The following is a 23,759-nucleotide window of genomic DNA, read 5'->3' as shown; positions in this document are numbered from 1 at the left end:
GAGGAGAAGTAGATGAAGTATATTTCAATTCGGGGATTGGATAAACCTGTCTCTGTACTTATGAAAGGAACAGACTATTTCTATCATGACTCATATGAAAAAGCTGCAGCCAATCTGGATGCGTTCCTCGCAATTGGCGGCAATTCCATTGATACCGCTCATATATATTGCGGGGGACAAAGCGAAGAAGTCATCGGCCGATATATGCAGGAAAAAGGAAACCGTGATCAACTCGTCATTCTGACGAAGGGCGCCCATCATGACCAGAATGGCCCCCGCGTTAATAAACGAGACATCAAGAGCGATATTTCGATGAGCTTCGAAAGGCTTCAAACGGATTATATCGATATGTACGCACTGCACCGCGACGACCCTAGCATCCCTGCAGGGGAAATCATTGAGGCTCTGAATGAATACACTTCAAATGGAAGTGTAGGCGCCATCGGAGTATCCAACTGGACATGGGAGCGCATAAGAGATGCCAATGCATACGCAGAAGCAAATGGACTGACCGGATTCTCCTTTAGCAGCCCCAACCTCAGTCTGGCTAAACCGAATGAACCGTTCTGGGAAGGCTGCGTCTCAGCCGATGCAAGGACAATGGCATGGCATGAAGCTGAGCAGTTTCCCCTGCTCTCCTGGTCTTCTCAAGCACGGGGATTCTTCACCGGCCGATTCACTCCGGAAATCCGGGACAACGCGGATCTGGTGAGAGTATTCTACAGCGATGACAATTGGAAGCGGTTAGAGCGCGCCAAACAACTGGCTGCTACGAAGAATGTAACAGCCATTCAGATCGCGCTTGCTTACGTCTTGAATCAGCCCTTCCCTACTTGCGCGCTCATCGGCGCGCAATCTGCCGCAGAGTTACAATCCTGCGATGAAGGCTCCAGCATCCAGCTGACAAAGGAAGAATTAGACTGGTTAGATTTGACGATCGATAAGCAGCCTATAGCCTGAGTATCAAAAATGCCTTGTGTCAAGATATTCCATGAGGCCAAAGCATTTCTCGAATGTCTGACTAACCGTCAGAATATCACAATAACCTGGAGACATCTCCTCAAAAACAAAGAACCTGCAAACCTAATTGCAGGTTCTTCGTGTGCTACCACAACAAGCTGACAGCCAGTAGATTGAACAAGGCTAACGGCAGTACTACATTAGGATTGGGCCCATATGGCGGATATGGAGGATATCCCGGATAAAAACCTCTGTTTCCTTGCTCAACAAGAATGTACACATTCTTTGCATCTACGTTAATGACGATACCTTCAATGGCTTCATCATCCATCGTATGCACTCTTACCTTGCGATTCACTGCATTTTTCATAGCCGAATGAGCGTGTTCTCTATGTTTTTTCATGGAATGCGCCAGCTGATGGTCGCATTGAAACAGCATTTGCTGTTGAGTTGAATAATGGTTCATGATGTTCCTCCTTCATTCTCTTCTGCTCGTATTGTATGCAGATGCCCCTCCAAGGGTGTTTGCCTATCTGCCAAACGTTTAATGCTTGCCGGATACGGGTATAGTACAACCAGATGAAGGAGGACAGAACATGACGCACAAACATAATATACAGGCAAGATCCGGTGGGTTTTTCATCAAGGAGAACGGAAAAACCGCAGCCGAAATCACGTATACCCCGCAAGGGGACGGAGTAATCAGTATCGATCACACCTATATCTCGCCATCCCTTCGAGGACAAGGGATCGCAGAAGAACTTGTTCGAAAAGTGATTGAATATGCCCGGGCGGAAGAATTGAAAATTATCCCTGCCTGCTCCTATGCCGGACATTATTTTGATAATAATATCGAAGATCGCGCCTTGCTCCACAGCTAGCCGTAAATAGCCCCTATAACATGAGATAAGGGTACAATTTTAGATTCAGCTTAGCCGGCCATAAGAATGCGCTCTTATCGGTTGGCTTTCTTGTGTCTTATAAGAACCCTCTTCATTTTCTTTCATATTTTCTATTGCGATAGAGTGATCACATCCTCTATGATCAAATGGTATAGCATAGCTCAGGGAGGCAATTAATATTATGAGGCATTCAGCTGAGGATTGGGTCTGGGAACAGATGTTTAATAAATTGCCCTGCGGGGCAATCCTGATTTCTGCGGTTGATGAGCGTGTCGTGATGGTCAACGATCGTTTTTGTGATTATACAGAATCCAAGCGTTCTGACCTGCTCCATATCAAACCTTCCGAAATCCAAGTGTTATCCAGTCTATCGATCAATCAGGCATTACAATCATTAACACAAAATACAATTACCCAGCTCCAATGGGACTCTGACTTCGTCCATAGTGATGGAAAGCGATCCCAATATTCAGTGGAGCTATCTTCGCTAAAACATCCTTTGCCCGGAGATTCTCAATGGATTCTATGCTGTCTTGAGCTGAAAAACCAGAAAAATGAAACGATGACACCGGCAATAAAGGAAGATGAACTGCTTGCTCTTATCTCCAAAAGCGGACAAGACTTGGTGACCATTAGCGATACAGACGGCATTATCGAGTACGTTTCCCCCTCAGTTACAGAAATACTGGGTTATACTCAGGAGGAAATGTCAGGCAGGAACCGAATCGAATACTATCATCAGGTCGATTCCCAGCAAATGAAAGAACCAGGTAAGCTATTCTCGGATGAGGAAAGCTTTACAAGGCGCATCCGCCATAAAGACGGCCATTATTTATGGTTTGAGACATCTTTTCAGCTAATACGAGGGCTCAAAGGCGAAATAACCAAAGTTCTTGCCAACGGACGAAATATCACCAAACGTAAAACGGATGAAGATACATTGGCGCATGCGCAGCGGATTGCCAAGATCGGCTCCTGGCGTTGGGATTTGATAACGAACAAGCTCACCTATAGTGATGAAATGAGACGTATTTTTGGGTATCAGATCAACACCAACGAACCAAACCATAATTCATTGCTGTCATTTGTCATACCCGAAGATCGTAAGCGTCTGGAGATGGCTATCGGAAAAGCCGTTCTCGGAGAAGCCGATGAAATTATTTACCGGATTCAGCTTCATGACGGTCAGGTGCGAACGATAAGGGCGCAGTGGGAGGTCTCATTAACGATTGAAGGCAAACCGATGGAGATGGTCGGCATGGCACAGGATATAACAGAGCAAGTGCTGATTGAGCAGCAATTTCTGGTCAACGAGAATAAATATAAGCTCATTACCGAGAACTCGCTAGATTTTATATCAAGCAGCACAATTGAATGTTCCACCTTTCTATACTGTTCACCATCCTGTTTCACATTGCTCGGCTATCATCCTGAAGAGATGATCGGAACAAGTGCATTCGATTATGTATATCCTGAAGACATTGTACCGTTACAGGATTATCTGAAGAATTGCCTGGAAGGCAAATCGCTCACCCCCATCACCTTCCGCTATATACATAAGGATGGCCGCCACATCTGGTTTGAGGTAAATTGCAAATACATCACTACACAGGACGGACAAAAAAAGGAAATCATTTCGATTGCCCGCGACATTTCCGAGCGTAAGCTCATGGAATTTAAGCTCAAAGAAAGTGAACAGCGTTATCGTTCGCTTTTTGAGTACAATCCATCGGCGGTATACTCCATGAACCTGGATGGTGATTACCTAACGGCCAACAAAAATTTGCAAGAACTTACCGGATACAGTCTCGATGAGCTAATCGGCATGTATTTCGGTCCAATTGTCGCAGAGAAGGATATAGACCGCACTTTGTTCCATTTTAATCAGGCCAAGGAAGGCATACCTCAGAGCTACGATCTGACCATTATCCATAAGGATGGCTATCCGATTGAGATCAATACTCTCAATATTCCGATTTTCGTGGATGACGAGGTTGTGGGTGTATACGGTATTACCCGGGATATTACGGAACGCATTCGAACCATGGAAGAAATCAAGAAGCTCAGCCGGGAGCTCACTCTTTTGCTGAACACCGTGTCAGAGGGAATTATCGGACTAGACATTAACGGCCATGTCGCGTTCATCAATCCGGCAGGAGCCAAGATGCTGGATTACCAACCTGATGCCACCATCGGAAGATCTTGTGAGCAGATTGTTAAAGAAATTCGCCATGACGGTACTTTTTATAGAGGAGAGGATTCTCCACTCATTCGAGCAGTCAAACGTGGGACTCCATTGTCCCGAACGGAGATCGTCTTATGGCGAAGAGACGGTTCAAGCTTTCTGGCCGATTATCAAGTTAATCCTATCTGGGACCATGGGGAGCGTAAAGGGGCGGTCATGGTATTTCGTGATATCACGGATGAGAAAGAAATCATCCGTGCCAAAGAGCATGCCGAACAGGCAGATCAAGCTAAAACCGAATTTCTCACCATGATGAGCCATGAACTTCGTACACCAATGAATGGTATTATCGGAATGATTGAGCTGTTAAAAACGACGGAACTGGATGAGAATCAGGAAAGTTATGCAAATATACTAATGGAGAGTAGTGAATCGCTGCTTCATATCCTGAATGAAATCCTCGATTTCAGTAAAATTGAAACCGGCAATATGACGATCAATGACGAACCAATCGATTTACGTTCATTGCTGGAAGTAATCGTTGATTTGTTCTCGGCCAAGGCCATAGAAAAAGGCCTGTCGTTATCCTGCAGCATAGACAGCGACACCGTTCCAGATGTCATTATGGGAGATGCTTTGCGATTGCGGCAAGTGCTTGTCAACCTGATCAGCAACGCAATCAAGTTCACCCATGAGGGCAGCATTACGATGAGTGTTGAAGGGCTGCACCGCAAGGGTACACATGAGTATACGCTAGCATTTCAAGTAAAGGATACGGGAATCGGAATTCCTTACGAACAGCAGCATCAACTGTTCACTTCCTTCTCACAACTCCACCCCTCCTTGAATCGTAAATATGGTGGCACTGGACTCGGCCTGGCTATCAGTAAAAAACTAGTCGAGTTAATGGGCGGCGTTATTGGCGTAGAGAGCAGCGAGAATGCCGGCTCCTCCTTCTACTTTACGATCCCCACTCGTACGCTGAGTGACGACAATATGATCAATTAACTTTTTATCTTAATATCTCTATCCAATAAGGGTGATCTGCGGCAATTTATACTGTGGATCACCTCTTTTTCTTGTGTACGGATCAAACCTACACTTTTCACTTGACTTTTCTCCTAGTATGTGGATATATTTAAGTCATACTCTATTTTAAAGGAGAAATTTTGATGTCGGTGGTCGTTCTTAACTAACCAAATTTCATATGGATCGAAATGTGTAAAAAATTGGCATTCCCTGTTTTGGGATATGTTTATTTTTTGATGCGTAATCATTTCGTCCGTTGATTTAGTTAAGAACTGCGGATATCAATGGAAGCCTCTTTAGAGTTTATTCCGATGAGATATGGTCATCCGTGCTGAGTTCAGCACGGATTTTTTGGGTCTCCCCTCTTGTAGATCAAGAGGGGTAGTCAAACTGTGCCCGGCACCATAACCAATCAGAATATCGATATATGGGCGGAAAGCGAACCTAAGTAGTTCGTTTTCCGCCTTTTTTGCGTTGAATAATCATCCATTCTATAGCCAAAAGGAGAATACCAAACCATGAAACCATTCACATTAAACAAGTTGGAGTATGAGAAAATACGCACTGAACTCGAACGTTTCGCTGTATCATACCTGGGAATCGAGCATATTCGAGCAATGGCTCCTCTCACCCAATTGAAAGCTATCCGCAACAAATTAAATGAAACAGAAGAAGCCAAAATCCTGCTCCAAGCCGGAGCTAGCGTACCGATCCCCTCCCTGGAGGGAATCCAGATGGTCCTCGACCTGCTCGGCACAGGATACGTGCTGACTGAGCGTGACTTTGGGAATATGGTTCAGTATCTAAGAAGCTGCCGTCAGCTCATTCAGTACATGAATGCCAAGGGCAGCCTTGCCCCCACCATTAGCTCTTATGCTTCTTCTATGCATGAACTGCGCCCACTGCTGTCTGAAATCGAACGCAGCATACACGGAGGTCGCGTGGTGGATAGCGCCAGCAAAGATCTGGCAAAAATCCGCAAAAAAATCATCGTAACCGAAGACCGGATCAAGCGTAAGCTGGACAGCCTGATGAGCCGTTACAGAAGCATCATGCAGGAGAATGTCATCAGCAAGCGCGGAGGCCGTTATGTGCTGCCTATCAAGAAAGAACACCGCAGATCCGTAATCGGCTCTATTCTGGATGAATCGGCCAGCGGGCAGACGGTATTCATCGAACCTGCGGACTTGCAGGGACTTCAAATGGAGTTGAATCTTCTTCATGCCGATGAGGGCAGAGAAGAAACAAAGGTGCTCAGTGATTTAACCGCACTCGCTGAGCAGTATCAATCGGAACTCAACATCAATGCCGAAACCGTCGGGATTTATGACTACGTGATAGCCAGAGGGAAATACGCCATAGCCATCGGTGGGCGCAACGTGAAATTGAACCAGCAGGGATTCATCAATCTGAAATCTGCTGTCCATCCTTTAATCGGCTCCTCCATGGTACCCTTGGACTTTACGATAGGAGAACATTACAAAACATTGATCATTACAGGTCCTAATACAGGCGGCAAAACTTCAGCTCTTAAGACGGTAGGCCTCATCACTGTTATGGTACAATCCGGTCTGCTGGTGCCTGTGGCGGAAGGCAGCCACTGCGCCATCTTTGACGAGGTATCCGTTGATATAGGTGATGGGCAGAGTCTGGAGCATGCACTCAGCACGTTTTCGGCGCATATTCGCAATATACGTGATATATTGGAGACGGCCGGTCAGTCAACGCTGGTATTGTTGGATGAAATGGCTTCCGGGACGGACCCGGGAGAAGGCGTCGGATTATCCATTGCCATTCTGGAGGAACTGAATAAACGACGGGCAACAGTTGTCGTAACGACCCATTTCAGCGAAATCAAAAATTTTGCGGAGCGTACTGCCGGCTTTGAGAATGCCCGGATGGAATTCGATGCGGACACACTAGAACCGCTCTATCGCTTGCGGATTGGAGAAGCTGGTCACAGTTATGCCTTTGTCATCGCTGCGAAACTAGGCATACCTGAGGCGATCATTGCCAGATCGCGTGAAATCACGGAAGCAGGGAACGTAAAGAATGACGGAATATCTATGCTCCAACCATCGGATGCTATGCCATGGGTAGATGACGTGAGTTCACCACAGTCACTCCCCTTGCCGCCGGTTTATGATCAAGCACAGCGAGAGGACGCTGAAGAAAGCCACATTGGGCCCTCTCCCTCTTCTCTATACCAACTTGGCGATCGTGTCTACGTTCCTTATATGAAACGAAGCGGAACAGTCTATGAAGCTATGGATAACATGGGGAATATTGGCGTTATGATTCAGAAAGAACGTCTGAAGATTAACCATAAACGCCTCAAACCCTATATCGCGGCCAAGGATCTTTATCCGGAAGACTATGACCTTGATATCGTGTTTGAGAGCAAGGAAAACCGGAAGAAACGCAAACTGATGAACCGACAACATGTTGAGGGGCTGCAGATCGAAACGAAGCCGGAATAACGAAACTGATCAAGTATCATCCGAATAGGTTTCGTCAAGCAAGGCAATCCTTGGTGGCATTCAGCTTCTGATATGTTGTACAATAAAGTCTAAATGACTATTTGAAGGATGGTTTTCAACATGTATGTAGCTCAGGATTGGCAAGATTACGAAGTCATCGACACCGGAAGCGGAGAAAAGCTGGAGCGCTGGGGCGATGTCATTCTTAGACGTCCGGATCCGCAGATCATCTGGCCGATTGAACATGAAGACGCCCAGTGGCGCAGCGTTCACGGTCACTATCATCGCAGCTCATCGGGCGGTGGTCAATGGGATATGAAGAAGCAGCTTCCGGATCGATGGACCATTTCGTACGACCGCTTGAAATTCCATATTCGACCAACCAATTTCAAACATACTGGGCTGTTCCCGGAGCAGGCAGCCAACTGGCGCTGGATGATGGATAAGATCGCTTCCGCGGGGCGCCCAATCAGCGTGCTGAATCTGTTTGCATACACGGGGGGTGCAACGGTCGCCGCTGCATCAGCCGGCGCCCAGGTCGTCCATGTAGATGCTGCAAAGGGCATGGTGCAATGGGCCAAGGAAAACGCGGCATTATCCGGCTTAGCAGACCGTCCGATCCGTTATATTACGGATGACGTGTTTAAATTCGTTCAGCGGGAACAGCGCCGAGGGAACAAGTACGATGCAATCATTATGGACCCGCCATCTTATGGACGGGGACCAAGCGGTGAAACATGGAAGCTTGAACAGAGCCTGTATCCCTTCCTTGAGAGCTGCATGAGCATCGTTTCGGATCAACCGCTGTTTATGCTGATTAACTCCTATACAACAGGCATCTCCCCTACCGTTCTGAACAACATGCTGACCATGACCATGAAGCCGAAGTATGGCGGTACCATCAGCGCAGGTGAAATCGGGCTGCCGATTACTCGCTCCGGTATGAACCTGCCATGCGGCATCCTGGGTCGTTGGGAGTCCTGAGTGATGAACAAACGGGAGCCAGCAGCATATCCGGTTGTACCGATTCTCTTCGAGGATAACCATGTATTAGGCGTAAGCAAGCCGGTAAACATCCCCTCGCAGGAGGATGCTACCGGTGATCCCGATATGCTGACCATACTAAAACAGGACATCAAGGATCGATATAACAAGCCGGGCAATGTATTTCTAGGCTTGGTGCACCGTCTAGACCGTCCTGTAGGCGGAGCGATGGTATTCGCCAAGACCTCCAAAGCCGCTTCCCGATTATCGGAATCTGTCCGTAACCGCAGCTTTCGCAAACAGTATGTCGCGGTCGTTCATGGTATTCCTGCTAAAACTTCAGGTCGGCTCGTCAATATGCTGTACAAAGACGCGCGAACCAATACCGTCCACGTTACCTCAAAAGGTACAGACGGGGCCAAGGAAGCCATTTTGGATTACAATGTCCTCCACACGGCCGAAGACTACAGCTTGGTCCTGATCGAGCTGCACACTGGCAGACCGCATCAAATACGTGTACAGCTCAGCCATGCCGGTCTTCCGCTCTTTGGTGATCAGAAGTACGGAAGCAAGGTGAACAAAGCCGGTCAGCAGATTGCCTTATGGTCCATTCTTGTCGGATTTCCTCACCCTGTTACCAAAGAGGACATTACCATTCGATCCATGCCGCCTTCTCTTTACCCGTGGAGCCTCTTCCCCATGGATAAGCTGGAATCAAGCCTGCGATCTGATCTATAGAACGATAAAAAACGAAATCCCTCAAAGGGATTTCGTTTTTTATATCTCTATGTAACCATGAGAGTAATATAAGATTGTATCCCCTTAATAGAATATATTCCCCCTTTACTTTTAATAAAGAATGTCGAAGAATAGTAGTTGTATTAATTTAACATTTTTTACAAATCACCACTTGCATTTGAAACCGCTGTGGATTTTTTTAGGAAGCACATTGCTGTTCTTCACCATTATGATCTTAACGGCTAACAGCGTCTCGGCACACGGATAAAAGACCGCCCTCCTAAAGAGATGAGCTGCAACTTGCAACCATCCCTTTGGAGGGCTTCTCTAATGCTTATCCCCCGATTTATAGCTCTACGCCTCTACCAAAACTCTCTGCGGAGCTGCACTTATCTTCCCTAATAGATACACAAGCAACTGTTGATTATGGGAAGATATACGATTCAGTATTTGGGATAGATACTCTTCCCGAACTTGTAATCCGCGTGTGTATTCCTCGTGGCCTTTATAAGAGATGGTCACCCAGACAATCCGTCGATCATCCGCATCCCGCTCCCGTTTGATCAATTCATTCTTCTCCATCCGGTCTAATAGCATAGTAACCGCTGCCGGGCTTGTAGCCAGATAAGGAATGAGGTCGGACGGTTTCATCCGCTTCTGCTCTGCAAGCACCTCCAATACCATCAGCTGTGACTCCGTCAATGTCGGTGCTAATCCCGCTTCCATATGAAGTTTATAGTCCTTGGCCAGCTTCGACCATACCTTGGCGAATTCGGCTGTATGCATATCTATCCCGTCCTTTCAGTTAGATCTGTCATGATCATCTCTCGACTGCTTGATGTATATTGTAGACAACAGGAGAAAATTGAGATAAAAAACCGAGTCGGCACTCCATAATAGTTTATAGGATTAAGTTTCGGGGGTGATCGCCGAAAATCCTTCTTTTTCCGTGAAAAAATATAATTTCTAATCAAGCGACAAATCCCGTCAATCCTTATATGACGGCCTTTCTCATGTTTCTCCCTCCCTCGACATATCAAGACATATGTCAAATAGTACAAACGGATAATATGCATGCACCCCAGTCTCTCATATAAAAAAACACCTCGATATCAAATCAAGGTGCTTTTTCTCCATTTGTCTTATTCATCACTCATGAATTTCAGTTAGTTACTGATGGTTACCTAGCTCTCTTTGCCTGCGTCGGTATGGGGGAGACTAACCAGATCAACAATTTGTCCATTCTTGCCAACATCGGCAAGAAGCTTGCCAATCGATTTACGTTCTCCGATCGGAACTTTCTCTGTATGAATCTGATAAGCTTGTCCGTCTCCGCTATAAGCTGTAATCTGCAGCGGTTCACGGCAATAGAATGCTCCTGCAATAGCACTGCCATTCGGCTTCACCCGCTTGCCTTCCTTAAACTCGAAGGTAGCCATCCCTTTACCACCGCGGCTTTGAACCGGATAATCCAGAAGCAGGCTTCGCTTGCCATATCCCAGATCGGTAATCGTCAAAATTTCCCCTTCATCGTTCTCCACCCATAAAGCTGCTACGACTTCATCGCCTTCACGGAGCTGGATTCCCCGAACTCCGCCGGATACGCGTCCCATTGCATTAACTTCCTGTTCATTGAAGCGGATGCTCATTCCATCTTTAGAAATCAGCACGATATCTTTATTATGATCACTCATCACAACCTGGATAATGCTGTCCTCGGCAGCAACCTTGGCAGCCGCAACGGCCCCTGTTCGCTTGGTTACGTAGTCCTTAAGCTCCGTGCGCTTAACCTGACCTTTACGGCTTACGAAGACAAGCGATTTCCCGGGCTCTTCAAAATTGGAAACCGGAATGACCGAAACGATGTGGTCCTCCTTCGGTACCTGAATGACGTTCACAATCGCCGTGCCGGCATCCTTCCATTTGTATTCCGGAATTTGGTGAACCGGCAGGAGGAAATATTGCCCTCTGTTCGTGAAAATCAGGAGGTTTTCCAGCGTATTAATCTCAAACAGACGGGTGATATAATCACCCTCCTTGACCCCAGAGCTTTCCAGCTCGCCTCCGCTACGCGTGAAGGATAACATGCTTGTACGCTTGATGTAACCTTCATTCGATAAGGTTACAATCACATCCTCGGCGTTTACCAGCACCTCAAGATTAACCTTGATCTCTTCCACTTCTTCCTGAATGACAGATCGCCGGTCGATGCCGTACTTCTCACGAATTTCAAGCAACTCTTTGCGTATGAGAGCAATCAGTTTCTTGTCGCTATTCAATATGGCACGAAAGCCCTCAATTTTCTTCATCAGCTCGTCCAGCTCTTTTTGCAGGGAATGAATCTCAAGATTGGTGAGGCGGTATAATTGCAGAGTCAGAATAGAATCAGCCTGCCGCTCTGTGAAACCGAACATCCATTGCAGGTTATTCTGCGCATCCTGGCGATTCTTCGACGCCTTGATCGCGGCAATGACTTCATCCAGAATGTTCAGCGCCTTAACCAGACCTTCCAGGACATGCGCCCGATCTTCAGCTTTTTCCAGCTCATACTGCGTCCTGTTCGTAACGACTTCACGCTGATGATCAATATATGCAGACAGCATATCTTTGAGCCCGAGCTGCCTAGGAGTCTTGTTCACGATGGCAACCATATTAAAGTTGTACGTAATTTGCAGATCTGTTTTCTTGAACAAGTAAGCAAGGATTCCGTTTGCGTCCGCATCCTTCTTCAATTCCACAACGATACGAAGTCCCTCGCGTCCGCTCTCATCACGGACCTCGGCAATGCCCTCGACTTTTTTCTCAAGCCGTATATTCTCCATGGCCGTCACCAGCCTTGACTTAACGACCTGGTAGGGAATTTCCGTAATGACGATCTGCTGCTTGCCGCCCCGAAGCGATTCGATATCTGTTTTGGACCGCAGATAGACGCGTCCCTTGCCTGTCCGATAGGCATCCAGAATACCTTCACCGCCCATAATGATGCCGCTGGTCGGGAAGTCAGGTCCTTTGATAAAGGTCATAATCTCAGCCAGCTCAATCTCCGGCTTTTGCATGACGGCAATACATGCGTCTATGACTTCGCGCAGATTATGCGGCGGAATTTCGGTGGCAAAACCTGCGGAAATCCCGCTAGCTCCGTTGACAAGCAAATTCGGATAACGGGAAGGCAGTACAACCGGTTCCTTGGCCGTATTATCAAAATTGTCCTTGAACAGAACGGTCCGCTTCTCGATATCCCGAAGAAGTTCCAAGGCTATCGGTGACAGCCTTGCCTCGGTATACCGCATTGCTGCTGCCGGGTCATCGTCCTGAGACCCCCAATTTCCATGCCCGTCGACCAGCACATGTCCCATCTTCCAAGGCTGCGCCATCCGGACCATACCTTCATAAATGGATGAATCTCCGTGCGGATGATAGTTACCCATGACATCCCCTACGGTTTTCGCCGATTTACGGTATGGTTTATCCGGTGTGTTACCTGAATCGTACATGGCATACAGAATCCGACGCTGAACGGGCTTCAAGCCATCACGAACGTCGGGAATCGCCCGATCCTGAATAATGTATTTGGAATACCTGCCAAATCGGTCACCTACAACCTCTTCCAGATAAGCCGGTAAAAATTGCTCCGATAAACTCATTCCTTCACCTTCTATTCCTCAAACTCCGCGAAGTTTACATTTTCTACAATCCAGCGTTTGCGGGGATCTACCTTATCCCCCATCAGTGTAGACACGCGACGCTCCGCTTTCGCGGCGTCTTCGATTTGTACCTGCAGCAATGTCCGTGTGTCCGGGTTCATCGTCGTTTCCCACAATTGATCGGGATTCATCTCGCCCAGTCCCTTGTAACGCTGCAGCTCATAGCTCTTGTATTCCTTCAAGTAATTGGCCAGCTGCTCATCCGTCCAGGCATAACGAACGGTTTCCAGCTTGCCGGACTTACTGGCGATTTTGTACAGCGGAGGCTGTGCCAGATATACACGGCCCTCATCGATCAAAGGTTTCATATATCTGTAGAAGAATGTGAGCAGCAGCACTTGGATGTGTGCGCCATCCGTATCCGCATCGGTCATGATGATAATTTTGGAGTAATTGCTATCCCCGGAGGTAAACTCCGTCCCAATCCCTGCACCAATTGCAGCCACAATCGCACGATATTCATCATTCTTCAATATATCAGCCAGCTTCGATTTTTCCGGATTCATCGGCTTCCCTTTAAGCGGCAGAATAGCTTGGATTTTCGAATCCCGTCCCTGCTTAGCCGAGCCGCCTGCCGAATCTCCTTCAACGATGAACAATTCGGTTCTTGAAAAATCCTTGGACTGCGCAGGTGTCAGCTTGCCGCCGAGATTGGAGCTTTCACTGCGTTTTTTGCCGCTGCGCATTTCATCCCTTGCTTTGCGGGCTGCTTCACGCGCTCTGGACGCCTGAATGGCTTTCCTTAGCAGCGTTTGCGCAATCTGCGGATTCTCCTCAAGGAAGATTTGCATCTTCTCGGTGACTATGCTGTCAACCGCACTTCGTGCAGAAGCGCTTCCGAGCTGATCCTTCGTCTGGCCCACGAATTCGACCTCAGCCATCTTCACACTGATGACGGTCATCATGCCTTCCCGGAGGTCGTTCCCCTCCAGGTTCTTGTCTTTTTCCTTCAGTAAATTATTTTTGCGGGCATAATCATTCATGACCCGGGTATACGCTGTCTTGAAACCCGTCTCATGGGTTCCGCCCCCGCGCGTCGGTATGGAGTTTACGAATGAGGCCAGCGTTTCGGTGTAACCTGCATTATATTGAAGCGCAATTTCGACTTCGATTTCGTCCTTTTCGGCATAAAAGTGAATGACATCATGCAGGACGTCCTTACCTTCATTTAAGAATTGCACAAACTGGCTCGCGCCGCCTTCATAGAAGAATTCTTCGCCATTACCGCTGCGCTCGTCCTTTAATGCAATCCGCAGACCGGAATTGAGGAATGCTATCTCCTGTAAGCGTTCTGCTAACGTATCATAATTCAGATGCGTACCCGCAGGAAATACCCGCTTATCCGGTTTAAACGTGATTTTAGTGCCTGTTTTGTTCGTGTTGCCAATCACCTCAAGACCGGTTACTGGTTCTCCGACATGCTCTTTTCCTTTTTTGTCCTGCCAGTATTCAAATCGTTGACGATGGATTTTACCTTCGCGATAGATCTCCACCTCCAGCCACTCGGACAACGCATTGGTTACGGAGGCCCCAACGCCGTGAAGACCACCGGACTTCTTGTACCCGGAACCCCCGAATTTCCCGCCCGCATGCAGTATTGTAAATACAACCTGAGGCGTAGGAATACCCGTTTTGTGCATGCCGGTTGGTATACCGCGTCCGTTGTCATATACCGTGGCAGATCCATCTTTATGCAATGTAATTTCAATTCTCGAGCAGTACTTGGCCAAATGCTCATCGACGGCGTTGTCCACAATTTCCCATACGAGATGGTGCAAGCCCGACGAGCTTGTGCTCCCTATGTACATGCCTGGCCGTTTGCGTACCGCAACAAGGCCTTCGAGCACTTGAATGTCGTCAGCATCGTATCCTGAACGGGAATTACCGCCGTTCTTTGATGACTCTGCAAACATATCGATCTGTTCGACCATTCATGCTCCTCCTTCAATTTCACGTATCTCGTGTATTTCTATTTTGACATTTCGCTGCTTTTAGTAGAACAGGGTTCTATTAAAAATGCAAACAAATGTTTCATGCTTTGTCCATTTTAATTCAAGATATCCCTTCTCGTAAAGACACTGAATGAAACAATCCCCGCACAAATCGCCCAGAGGGCCAGTACACCAAGGGAAAAATTCAATGTCATCCCTTCAATTGGCGGCAAATTACCGGCTAAATATCCGGTCAAATTCAGATTTACCATAAACAGATACTTCGCGCTGCTCCATGCCGATGCCATATTCGTCAATATCGTACCGGCGATCAGCGAAGCCATCATAATCACGATGCTTGCGGCCGTACTGCGTACAAGCACAGACACCATAAAAGCCAGCATGCCGACACTCACGCCCACAAACCATACTAAACCGCCCTGCATCAGCAAGTACTTCCACTGCGACACTGCATGAACACCCGACATATCCACCTCAGATCCTACAATCCGGAATCCGGTGAAGACAGGCAATTCAAAACCAGCATATCCGAACGCCAGGCCGGAGATTAGATAAGCGATGATAATAGTGGAAACAACGATCAGTGACGTAAACATAATCAGGGCAATGAGCTTACTCAGCAGGACTTTCCATCGTTTGACGGGTCTTGTCAGGAGCATTTTGATCGTGCCAGTCGTCCGTTCGCCGGATACGATATCTGAAGCGATAGCCATGATGAGCAGCGGGATAAACAGTGAAATGGCATTGTCCATAAATTCCCGAGTAAATGTTACTCCGTTTGGTTGATTAGGATTTACATCATGCTGCAAATAATACTGCATTTGCTGAATAAAAATCTGACGGTATCGTTTCCACTCATCCGGTACCCTGTCGCTGCTTAGCGAATTCTCATTATCCGTGATACGCTGCTGAAGCTCAAGCCGCCAGTCGCTGTTGAACTTCTCCTGGCTTCTTTCGGCAGACTTCATTTGGGCATAAGTAAACATGGGAACCAGGACTAGCAGGACCAGCAGGATAACATAGAAACGCTTGCGTTTTATAATCTTGATACATTCGTTCTTAATCAGCGGCAACAGATTACTCAATACGCTCACCTTCCGTCATCTGCAGGAATAACTGCTCCAGCGTCGGATTGATCCGGTGAACTTCCCGGACCTGCACCCCTGCGGCTACCAATGCAGTAACTGCTTTTGGCGTATGTGCTGAATGGATTCGGGTCACAACTGCGCCTTGAGGCATTCCTGCCAACAAACTATCATCCAGCACTTCTTCCGGTCGTTCCACAATTTCGCAATAGTCTAACTTTAGCAGTATTCGCTTCCCTTGGACAGCCGGACTCAGATCCCAGATCACATGATCACTATTGCCGGCAATTAATTCATCGACGTCACCTACGGCCAGCACTCGGCCACTGCTAATGATCGCTACGCGATCACACAGCAGCTGAATCTCGCTCAGCAGATGACTGGAGACAAAAACCGCCATCCCTTCATCGGCTAATTGTCGGATGAACTGGCGCATTTCCTTGATTCCTTTCGGGTCCAAGCCATTCGTCGGTTCATCCAATATGAGCAGCCTCGGTCTTCCGAGAAGCGCCTGGGCGATACCAAGCCGCTGCCGCATTCCTAGTGAATACGTGCTCACCTTATCATGTATTCTTCGATCCAGCCTAACCATCTCCACAACTTCCCCGATTCGCTGCTGATCAATCCCCGGCTGCATGCGGGCAAAATGCTCGAGATTCTCCCATCCTGTCAGATAGACGTACATTTCAGGATTCTCCACGATCGAGCCGATATGGCGGAGTGCTTGCTCTTGCTGGCGGTTGACGTTATATCCACAAACGGTAATCTTGCCCGCTGAAGGCTTGATGAGATCCACTAACATGCGGATCGTGGTTGTCTTGCCTGCACCGTTAGGTCCCAGGAACCCGAAGATTTCCCCGGCGCGCACATCGAAGGACACATCATGTATGATCCATTTTCGACCGATTTTCTTTTTTACATGCTGGATAGACAATACGATTTCTTCAGCTCGCTCTTTCATCGAATCCAACTCCCTATTTGACATCCTCAACCATCTACAGCATGCCCTGTACAACTCGATCTGCTATAGCCTGATATCCTGCCCCGTTCGGATGAAAATGGTCGGAAGACAGATACTCACCAAGCTTATGCTGGAACAGATCAAACGTAGGCACCAGCGTCATATTGGAATCCCGGTTCACAATCTCCATGACCGCATGATTCCATGCAGTCACAACGATATTCCCAGGGATGAGCAAATCCTCTATGTCAGCAAAAGGATGGTATAGACCGATATAAACAATGCGGGCATCCGGATTAATCGCACGAATCTTTTCTAAAATGGTCTGTAGGCGCTCGGAAGCCTGAGGCAAAGCACTCATCAGCTTGGCAGGATCGGGCTCTAAATTATCGGAACTTGAAGCTTCCTCCAGCAGACCGCTGCCCTGAAACAGGTCATTGCCTCCTATAGAGAGCATAATAACATTTGCTTGCTTCAAGGCATACTGTATTCCCTGATCATCCAGCTTGGGCAGCAGCCCTTCCGTCGTCAGCCCATTTATCGCCAGATTGGCCAGAACGCCTGCTGAACGTCCATCTTCATTTAGTTGTTCTACGCTTCGGCGCACGAAGCCACCCCCGGCAGAGTCACCCGTTCCCTTGGCAAGGGAATCACCTAGGACGGTTACCTGCAATTGATTCGGCAGCACCGGCTGTGAAGGAACGCTTTCATGCTGCTCAGGGCTTGTCTCCCCTGCAGAAATATCAGCCTTGTCTCCGGAGACCAAGGGCTGTCCTTGCGGATTATTAATATCGTTAAACGCATACACAAAACCAAAAATCAGTACAATCGTTACAATTACCGACACGGAGGCAGTGATTCGCCATATCCATGCAGATGATTTCATGACACTCCCCCTAAAAAATCCTCATGTACATTACCTTAAGACTTCTATTAAAAATTTGCAAATGAGAATGCAAAAAGAGCTGCCTCGGACGCAGTCTTTCTGCGTGCCGTAGCAGCTCGATTGTTATTAGATGAAATAAGTGCTTACTGGCTAATAAACTCTTGAACCCAATAACCATTGTAGTATCCTACACCGATCATTGTAAAATTCGGGGACAGAATATTTTCACGGTGTCCTTGGCTGTTCATCCAGGAGTTCATCACTTCCTGTGGTGTACGCTGCCCTTTAGCAATATTCTCTCCGGCATAGCCGAAAGATATGCCATAAGCTTTCATCATATCAAATGGGGAACCATGTGTTGGCGAAGTGTGGCTGAAGTAATTGTTATCGCTCATATCCTTCGCTTTATCCACTGCCACGGTTGTCAGCTTGGCATGGACCGTAAGCGGCTTAAGGCCAGCATTAGCACGTTCCTTGTTTACCAATTCAACTACCTCGGAAGCAAACTTCGATTGTTCCGTAGTACCTGTAGATCCGGAAGGCTGGGACGGTTTCGTTGATGGAGCACTGGTCTCAGGCTTGCTGGTTTCAGGTTTACTTGTTTCAGGCTTGCTAACTTCCGGTTTGCTGGTTTGTGGAGTTTCGACAGGCTTACTAGTCTGAGGTTTCTCAGTCTGCGGCTTCTGAACAATAGCCCACTTGAACTGGGAATCCAAGCCTTGGCTTTTGAGAAACTCTTGTATTTTTTGTTGCCAGTTTACATTTTGATTTCTCTCGACAGGGGCAGCTGAGGCCGTCGTTGGCAGCATTAATCCGACAGCCAATACAGCAGCAATACTGCCTCCAGCTATTTTCTTGATCCAATGATTGTTCATGTTGTCTCATCTCCTAGCTCTAAGTTGATAGATCTGCCTGTTCGTCCTTCCTGGAAGCAAACTTCATGATGTCTTGGACGAACAAGCATTGGTTACATTTTTGTAATCAGCTACGAACACATTGTAACACATCTGAAACCTTCAACAAGACCACAATTGTTGGAAACGCCATCAAAAGCTTCCTCCCAGATTGCGGTTCATCGGTCTGTTCTAAGATCATCACAAAGAAAAAACCCGCCCCAAGTTTGGGACGGGTTCATGAAAAGACGAGAGTTACAGCTTCATGCTGAACTGGTACCCCGCCTTTTCAAATCCAATATGTTCATAAAATGCATGTGCGGGAGCAAGTTCTTCCCGATTGCCGCTTGTGAGAAACAAGAGGTGGCTACCATGCTGTCTTCCCCATGTCTCTGCACCGCGAATTAGTCTTTTGCCAATGCCTTGGCCGCGGCAGCTTGAGGTTACAATAACCGAAGTGATTTGAGTGACCGGTTCGGTCATAGTGAAAGATTTGACTTGACGAAGCATAATCATACCAACTACAACGCCATCTACCTCTGCAACCAGGTTGCCGTATAGAGGGTTGTCGTTCATGGCTTCCATCCGTTCACGCATGACATTCAGCGTCGTCGGATAATTCAGTTCCCGCATAAGGGAAGTGACAGCTTCCAAATCATTCTTCTCAAAGTTTCGAATCAGCAGTGCAGGCGCAGATAATACGCTTTCGATGCTCATTATACCCTCATGCTTCCCTTCTTCTATGAAATGTGAACAGACTCTATTTCTATTTTGTAAGTTTATGAAGAAGATTGCAAGTCTCAACCGACATTTTTTTTACATTTGTGTCTGTTTTGTTAAACCTTTGTTAAGCATTTTTACAAAAATCGGTACTGTGCTTCAATTAATCCATAATAGATGCCCTGCTTTTGCATAAGCTGGCTGTGATTCCCTTCCTCCATAATCTTACCATGATCCAGCACCACAATATGATCCGCATGCCGGATCGTAGATAAGCGGTGAGCCACGATAAAGGAAGTCCGGCCCTGCAGCAGCACTTTGAGCGCCTCCTGGATTTTCAACTCCGTCTCAGTATCAATACTCGCTGTGGCTTCATCCAGTATCAGAATACGTGGATCGGCAAGAAGTGCTCTGGCGAAGGACAGCAGCTGCCGCTGACCCATGGACAGCATGTTTCCGCGCTCTTCTACCTCGGTATCGTAACCGCCGGGCATTTGAACGACGAAATCATGAGCTCCAACCGCCTTAGCGACCTCCTCAATCTCCTCATTGGTGGCATCCAGGCGGCCAAACCGGATATTATCCCGAATCGTACCTGAGAAAATGAACGTGTCCTGCAGCACGATACCAATCTGGTTTCGCAGGCTTTCCACCGTTACGGACCGAATATCGTATCCATCGATGGTTAATTTGCCTTCGGTAATATCGTAGAAGCGGCTGAGCAGATTAATGATGGTACTCTTACCTGAGCCGGTATGACCCACAAGTGCAATGGATTGACCTGCCTTTACGTCCAAATTGATTCCTTTTAGAGCCTGGCGTCCTTTCTCATATTCGAACACCACATTTTCCAGCTTGATATTTCCCTGGATGGTCGGTAATTTCTTGGCTCCCGGCTCATCATCTATGCTTGGTTTCTCATCGATAAACTCGAAAATACGCTCCGAAGAAGCCATCGCGACAAGGAGTTGGTTATACATCTGACCAAGCCGGTTGATCGGCTCCCAGAAGTTCCCGACATATTGGGTAAAAGCAATCAACAGACCAATGGTGAGCTCGCCTTGCTGAATCAAGACAGCGCCAAGCCAGAACAGAATCAACGATCCGAAACCACCGGTAATCTCGATAAGTGGTCCAAACCCCTGGTTCATCGCTGATGCTTTATCCCAGGACTTCTTGCTATCCAAGTTCATATTATCGAAGAATTTCATATTCTCTTCTTCTTGTGTGTAAGCCTGGGTAACCCGAATCCCTTGAATGGATTCATTCAAGTGGGAGTTAATTCGCGAGTTCCGGATCCGCACTTCCTGCCACGCGCGGCGGATGCGCACGCGGAGCTTCGTGGAGATCAAGAACATGATCGGAACCGTGACGATGACGGCAAGACCGAGTTTCCAGTTAATTAACAGCAGGATGATCACGATACCGACAAGCTGAACGCAGTCGATGATCAGGTTGACGACCCCATTGGTAAACAAATCCTGCAGGGAGTTGACATCATTCGTAACGCGTACCAGTACGGAACCGGCCGGACGCTTGTCATAGAAATTAAAGGACAAGCGCTGGATATGCCGGAACAAATCTGCGCGAAGGTCATAGATGACACGCTGACCGATAATATTCGTAAACTTGATGCGGAAGATCCCGGCAACCCATTGAATGATATACATCGCGAGCACCGCGATCGTAATCTGATAAAGCAGGGTTAGACTCGGATTGCCATCCTGCGGATCAATGGCCCGGTCAATAGCCAAACTGGTCAGGAAAGGGATGGCGAGCTTTGTTATCGTGCCGATGACCATCATCAGCCCGATCAACGGCAGGATCTGTTTGGCATATGGCTTCATATACGAAATCAGACGTGTAAGCTGCGCCCAGTTAAACGGTTTTTCTATTGCATCGTCATCCTTGTAAACAAAACGTTCATTGGTTTCATCCGAGGTTTTTCGCGGCCTCGGAATTTTCTGCTGCTGATGCGGCTCAGTATTTACATTGGCGTTCATGCTTGCACCTGCCCTTGCGTACCACCTGCTTGAGCTTGCTTGGCAATCAGGTCCGCGTATTGTATTTTATATACATCCTGGTAAGGCCCCGGCACTGCAATCAAATCGTTATGCTTGCCGCGCTGCACGACTTTACCCTCATCCAGAACGAGAATTTCATCCGCATGACGCAAGGAAGAAATCCGGTGAGCGATGATAAAGGTCGTTCTGCCATTCATGACTTCCTGGAAGCCGGATTGAATTTCATGCTCCGTTTCCATATCCACGGCACTGGTGGCATCATCCAAGATGAGGATTGTAGGATCTTTCAGCAGTGCACGGGCAATAGCGATCCGCTGCTTCTGTCCGCCGGAGAGACCCATTCCCCGTTCTCCGACAATCGTATCGTAGCCATCCTTCATTTCCATAATAAAATCATGGGCTTTCGCCAGCTTGGCTACCCGAATGATTTCATCCATGCTGACATTCTTCATACCATAAGCAATGTTGTTACGGATACTGGACGAGAACAGGAATGTCTCCTGGAAAACGGTTGCGATCTGACTACGCAGGCTCCGGATTTTAATATCATTGATGTTCCTGCCATCCAGTTTGATGCTGCCCTGATTTACATTGTAGGCATGCATCAAGAGCTGGATAATGGTCGATTTACCGGACCCCGTTCCCCCGAGAAAACCGATCACAGAACCGGGACGCGCATCCAGATTAATATCTTGGACTGCAGCCATCTTGTTGCCATAGGCGAAAGTGACATTATCGAATTCAACATGTCCCTTCACTTCGCTTGGAACCAAATCTACCGCACGTTCCCTGTCTTCAACGTCAACAGGCTGATTCAAGAGCTCCAACACCCGCTCACCCGAAGCCTTGGACTGCGTATAGTTATTAATATGGAATCCGATTCCCCACAAAGGACCGATGATGTACCAGATCAAGGTAAAGAATGCTGCCAGTTCCCCTACCGTCATGGAACCATTGATGACCATCGCGCCACCAACGGCTAGCAGGATGACAACACTGATATTCGCAAAGAGCTCCATCAGCGGGAAGTAACGCGCCCATAACGAAGAGGCGAAAATCTGGTTGGCTTTGTAACGCTCATTCCGTTCAGAGAACTTCTCCACCTCATGCGGCTCGCGAGCGAAGGATTTAACGGTACGAACACCCGTAATGTTCTCCTGTACGGCCGTAGTCAGCGAGCTCAGCGCCAGGCGCATCTCCTGAAACGCCGGGTGGATCTTGGATTCAAACTTCAGTGCGACCACGACAAGAAATGGCATCGCTACCAAAGTAATCAGCGTTAATTTCCAGCTGATCGTGAACATCATGATGGAACCGAAAGTCACCATGAGCACCAGGTTCAGGAGTTGGGCAAAGCCAAAACCGATAAACATCCGGATCGCTTCCAAGTCCCCCGTCAACCTTGACATCAAATCCCCAGTCCGGGCCGTGTCATAATAACGGAATGATAAAAATTGCAATTTTTCGTAGCAGGCGTTTCGCATCGAGTAAGCCAGATAGTTACCCAGCCTTCCTCCAAAGAATCCATGCAAAAATTGCATGATAGCTTTAAGGATGACCACTCCCAGCACAGTGAGCGCTAGACGCGGTACGATGCCGTAATTCTCCATTTTGATGGCATCGTCAATCAGCACTCTTAACAGCTGCGGATAGACCAGCCCCAATGCGGTTGCGATCGCCAGACACAGAATGGAAAGAAAAAGATAACTTCGTTTCTCCCAAAAGAAGCCCTGCAGTTGCCTGAGAACATTCATGTTTATCCTCCTTTGGATAATTTACGTTCAGGTTATGTAGCATTTATGAAGTTTATCATCGACCTGAACCAGCGGCAAAGATAGAAAACCGTCATAAATGAGCCAAAAGAACCTAAAGAGGGCAATTTGGTGAACAAATCTTTGTTTACTGATTAAATCATCGGTAATTCTCATAAATACTAGGGGATATAACCACATTGTCAATACCCGTACATGTCGGGCGTCGCCCACTCTTTTTGAGTTTTTTAAACATCCTTCTAAAAGGGTAAAATCCTAACCCGCTTTTCTCCCAATGACGGGGTCCGAAGCACATGAAACATGGTTGTGGGCAGGCCGAATCATGGACCATCTCAGAAAAAAAACCAGCTAATGTTTGTCAAGTATTGCGACTTGAAGTCATCTCATAAATCTTGATATACTTTTATTAGCAACACAAATAACCTTCATTGGCGTGAAGGTTATGGATAAATATGGGATTATGCTTTGTAGGGCTCGTTTTTAC

The 23,759-nt window shown here is 47.4% G+C and carries 17 protein-coding genes; 6 read left to right on the top strand and 11 right to left on the bottom strand.

The features are described 5' to 3' along the window. The first annotated feature begins 12 nt into the window (after positions 1 to 12). A complete protein-coding gene (locus tag AM231_RS06615; protein WP_054401774.1) occupies positions 13 to 960 on the top strand; it encodes an aldo/keto reductase in 948 nt (315 codons plus the stop codon). A 145-nt stretch (positions 961 to 1,105) separates the two neighbouring features. On the opposite strand, the gene AM231_RS06610 is transcribed toward AM231_RS06615, so the two are convergent. Beyond that, complete coding sequence (locus AM231_RS06610; RefSeq protein ID WP_053493881.1) at positions 1,106 to 1,426, bottom strand: hypothetical protein; 321 nt, start codon at positions 1,424 to 1,426, stop codon at positions 1,106 to 1,108. 130 nt (positions 1,427 to 1,556) lie between these two features. On the opposite strand from AM231_RS06610, the gene AM231_RS06605 reads away from it, so the two are divergent. The 5 genes from AM231_RS06605 (at position 1,557) to AM231_RS06585 (ending at position 9,278) form a co-directional block, all read left to right on the top strand. After that, positions 1,557 to 1,841: a GNAT family N-acetyltransferase gene (locus AM231_RS06605; RefSeq protein WP_054401773.1), complete on the top strand. Its 285-nt coding sequence runs from the start codon at positions 1,557 to 1,559 to the stop codon at positions 1,839 to 1,841. A 202-nt stretch (positions 1,842 to 2,043) separates the two neighbouring features. Beyond that, the gene (locus tag AM231_RS06600) at positions 2,044 to 5,055 is read left to right on the top strand and encodes a PAS domain-containing protein (protein ID WP_054401771.1); all 3,012 of its coding nucleotides are present in this window, start codon (positions 2,044 to 2,046) and stop codon (positions 5,053 to 5,055) included. Between the two features lie 539 nt (positions 5,056 to 5,594). Further along, on the top strand, positions 5,595 to 7,556 hold the full coding sequence (locus tag AM231_RS06595) for an endonuclease MutS2 (RefSeq protein WP_054401769.1): 1,962 nt from the start codon (positions 5,595 to 5,597) through the stop codon (positions 7,554 to 7,556). A 120-nt stretch (positions 7,557 to 7,676) separates the two neighbouring features. After that, entirely contained in the window at positions 7,677 to 8,540 is an 864-nt protein-coding gene (locus AM231_RS06590) for a class I SAM-dependent methyltransferase (RefSeq protein WP_054401767.1), read from the top strand. A 3-nt stretch (positions 8,541 to 8,543) separates the two neighbouring features. Further along, entirely contained in the window at positions 8,544 to 9,278 is a 735-nt protein-coding gene (locus AM231_RS06585; protein WP_054401765.1) for an RluA family pseudouridine synthase, read from the top strand. A gap of 354 nt (positions 9,279 to 9,632) precedes the next feature. Here AM231_RS06585 and AM231_RS06580 read toward each other — a convergent pair whose 3' ends face one another. The 10 genes from AM231_RS06580 to AM231_RS06535 all read right to left on the bottom strand — a co-directional run bounded on the left by AM231_RS06580 (position 9,633) and on the right by AM231_RS06535 (position 23,257). Continuing rightward, positions 9,633 to 10,064: a MarR family transcriptional regulator gene (locus AM231_RS06580; RefSeq protein ID WP_053493887.1), complete on the bottom strand. Its 432-nt coding sequence runs from the start codon at positions 10,062 to 10,064 to the stop codon at positions 9,633 to 9,635. Between the two features lie 398 nt (positions 10,065 to 10,462). Next, positions 10,463 to 12,922, bottom strand: coding sequence for a DNA gyrase subunit A (gyrA, locus tag AM231_RS06575; RefSeq protein WP_053493888.1), 2,460 nt, complete (start codon positions 12,920 to 12,922; stop codon positions 10,463 to 10,465). Between the two features lie 11 nt (positions 12,923 to 12,933). Further along, entirely contained in the window at positions 12,934 to 14,913 is a 1,980-nt protein-coding gene (gene parE, locus AM231_RS06570) for a DNA topoisomerase IV subunit B (RefSeq protein ID WP_054401764.1), read from the bottom strand. A gap of 116 nt (positions 14,914 to 15,029) precedes the next feature. Further along, on the bottom strand, positions 15,030 to 16,019 hold the full coding sequence (locus tag AM231_RS06565) for an ABC transporter permease (protein WP_054401763.1): 990 nt from the start codon (positions 16,017 to 16,019) through the stop codon (positions 15,030 to 15,032). Next, positions 16,012 to 16,980, bottom strand: coding sequence for an ABC transporter ATP-binding protein (locus tag AM231_RS06560; protein ID WP_054401762.1), 969 nt, complete (start codon positions 16,978 to 16,980; stop codon positions 16,012 to 16,014). Before AM231_RS06560 ends, AM231_RS06565 begins: the two co-directional genes overlap by 8 nt. A 34-nt stretch (positions 16,981 to 17,014) precedes the next feature. After that, positions 17,015 to 17,866 carry a GDSL-type esterase/lipase family protein gene (locus tag AM231_RS06555; RefSeq protein ID WP_054401761.1) on the bottom strand — a complete coding sequence of 284 codons (852 nt, stop codon included), beginning with the start codon at positions 17,864 to 17,866 and terminating at the stop codon, positions 17,015 to 17,017. A 143-nt stretch (positions 17,867 to 18,009) separates the two neighbouring features. Next, positions 18,010 to 18,741 (bottom strand): CAP domain-containing protein, encoded by a 732-nt coding sequence (locus AM231_RS06550; protein WP_054401760.1) that lies wholly within the window; start codon positions 18,739 to 18,741, stop codon positions 18,010 to 18,012. 273 nt (positions 18,742 to 19,014) lie between these two features. Continuing rightward, positions 19,015 to 19,476 (bottom strand): GNAT family N-acetyltransferase, encoded by a 462-nt coding sequence (locus AM231_RS06545; protein ID WP_054401759.1) that lies wholly within the window; start codon positions 19,474 to 19,476, stop codon positions 19,015 to 19,017. A gap of 140 nt (positions 19,477 to 19,616) precedes the next feature. Next, positions 19,617 to 21,482 (bottom strand): ABC transporter ATP-binding protein, encoded by a 1,866-nt coding sequence (locus AM231_RS06540; protein ID WP_054401758.1) that lies wholly within the window; start codon positions 21,480 to 21,482, stop codon positions 19,617 to 19,619. Next, positions 21,479 to 23,257: an ABC transporter ATP-binding protein gene (locus AM231_RS06535; protein ID WP_054401757.1), complete on the bottom strand. Its 1,779-nt coding sequence runs from the start codon at positions 23,255 to 23,257 to the stop codon at positions 21,479 to 21,481. The genes AM231_RS06540 and AM231_RS06535 overlap by 4 nt, the downstream gene beginning before the upstream one ends. Positions 23,258 to 23,759 lie beyond the last annotated feature (502 nt).

The sequence above is a fragment of the Paenibacillus solani genome (assembly GCF_001277345.1).
Taxonomy (GTDB): Bacteria; Bacillota; Bacilli; order Paenibacillales; family Paenibacillaceae; genus Paenibacillus_AQ; species Paenibacillus_AQ solani.
This window is presented reverse-complemented; position numbering and strand designations above follow the sequence as displayed.

Coding starts and splice junctions, on each gene's coding strand:
- AM231_RS06615 (WP_054401774.1), top strand. CDS start 13: ATGAAGTATATTTCAATTCGGGGATTGGATAAACCTGTCTCTGTACTT.
- AM231_RS06610 (WP_053493881.1), bottom strand. CDS start 1,426: ATGAACCATTATTCAACTCAACAGCAAATGCTGTTTCAATGCGACCAT.
- AM231_RS06605 (WP_054401773.1), top strand. CDS start 1,557: ATGACGCACAAACATAATATACAGGCAAGATCCGGTGGGTTTTTCATC.
- AM231_RS06600 (WP_054401771.1), top strand. CDS start 2,044: ATGAGGCATTCAGCTGAGGATTGGGTCTGGGAACAGATGTTTAATAAA.
- AM231_RS06595 (WP_054401769.1), top strand. CDS start 5,595: ATGAAACCATTCACATTAAACAAGTTGGAGTATGAGAAAATACGCACT.
- AM231_RS06590 (WP_054401767.1), top strand. CDS start 7,677: ATGTATGTAGCTCAGGATTGGCAAGATTACGAAGTCATCGACACCGGA.
- AM231_RS06585 (WP_054401765.1), top strand. CDS start 8,544: ATGAACAAACGGGAGCCAGCAGCATATCCGGTTGTACCGATTCTCTTC.
- AM231_RS06580 (WP_053493887.1), bottom strand. CDS start 10,064: ATGCATACAGCCGAATTCGCCAAGGTATGGTCGAAGCTGGCCAAGGAC.
- gyrA (WP_053493888.1), bottom strand. CDS start 12,922: ATGAGTTTATCGGAGCAATTTTTACCGGCTTATCTGGAAGAGGTTGTA.
- parE (WP_054401764.1), bottom strand. CDS start 14,913: ATGGTCGAACAGATCGATATGTTTGCAGAGTCATCAAAGAACGGCGGT.
- AM231_RS06560 (WP_054401762.1), bottom strand. CDS start 16,980: ATGAAAGAGCGAGCTGAAGAAATCGTATTGTCTATCCAGCATGTAAAA.
- AM231_RS06555 (WP_054401761.1), bottom strand. CDS start 17,866: ATGAAATCATCTGCATGGATATGGCGAATCACTGCCTCCGTGTCGGTA.
- AM231_RS06550 (WP_054401760.1), bottom strand. CDS start 18,741: ATGAACAATCATTGGATCAAGAAAATAGCTGGAGGCAGTATTGCTGCT.
- AM231_RS06545 (WP_054401759.1), bottom strand. CDS start 19,476: ATGAGCATCGAAAGCGTATTATCTGCGCCTGCACTGCTGATTCGAAAC.
- AM231_RS06540 (WP_054401758.1), bottom strand. CDS start 21,482: ATGAACGCCAATGTAAATACTGAGCCGCATCAGCAGCAGAAAATTCCG.
- AM231_RS06535 (WP_054401757.1), bottom strand. CDS start 23,257: ATGAATGTTCTCAGGCAACTGCAGGGCTTCTTTTGGGAGAAACGAAGT.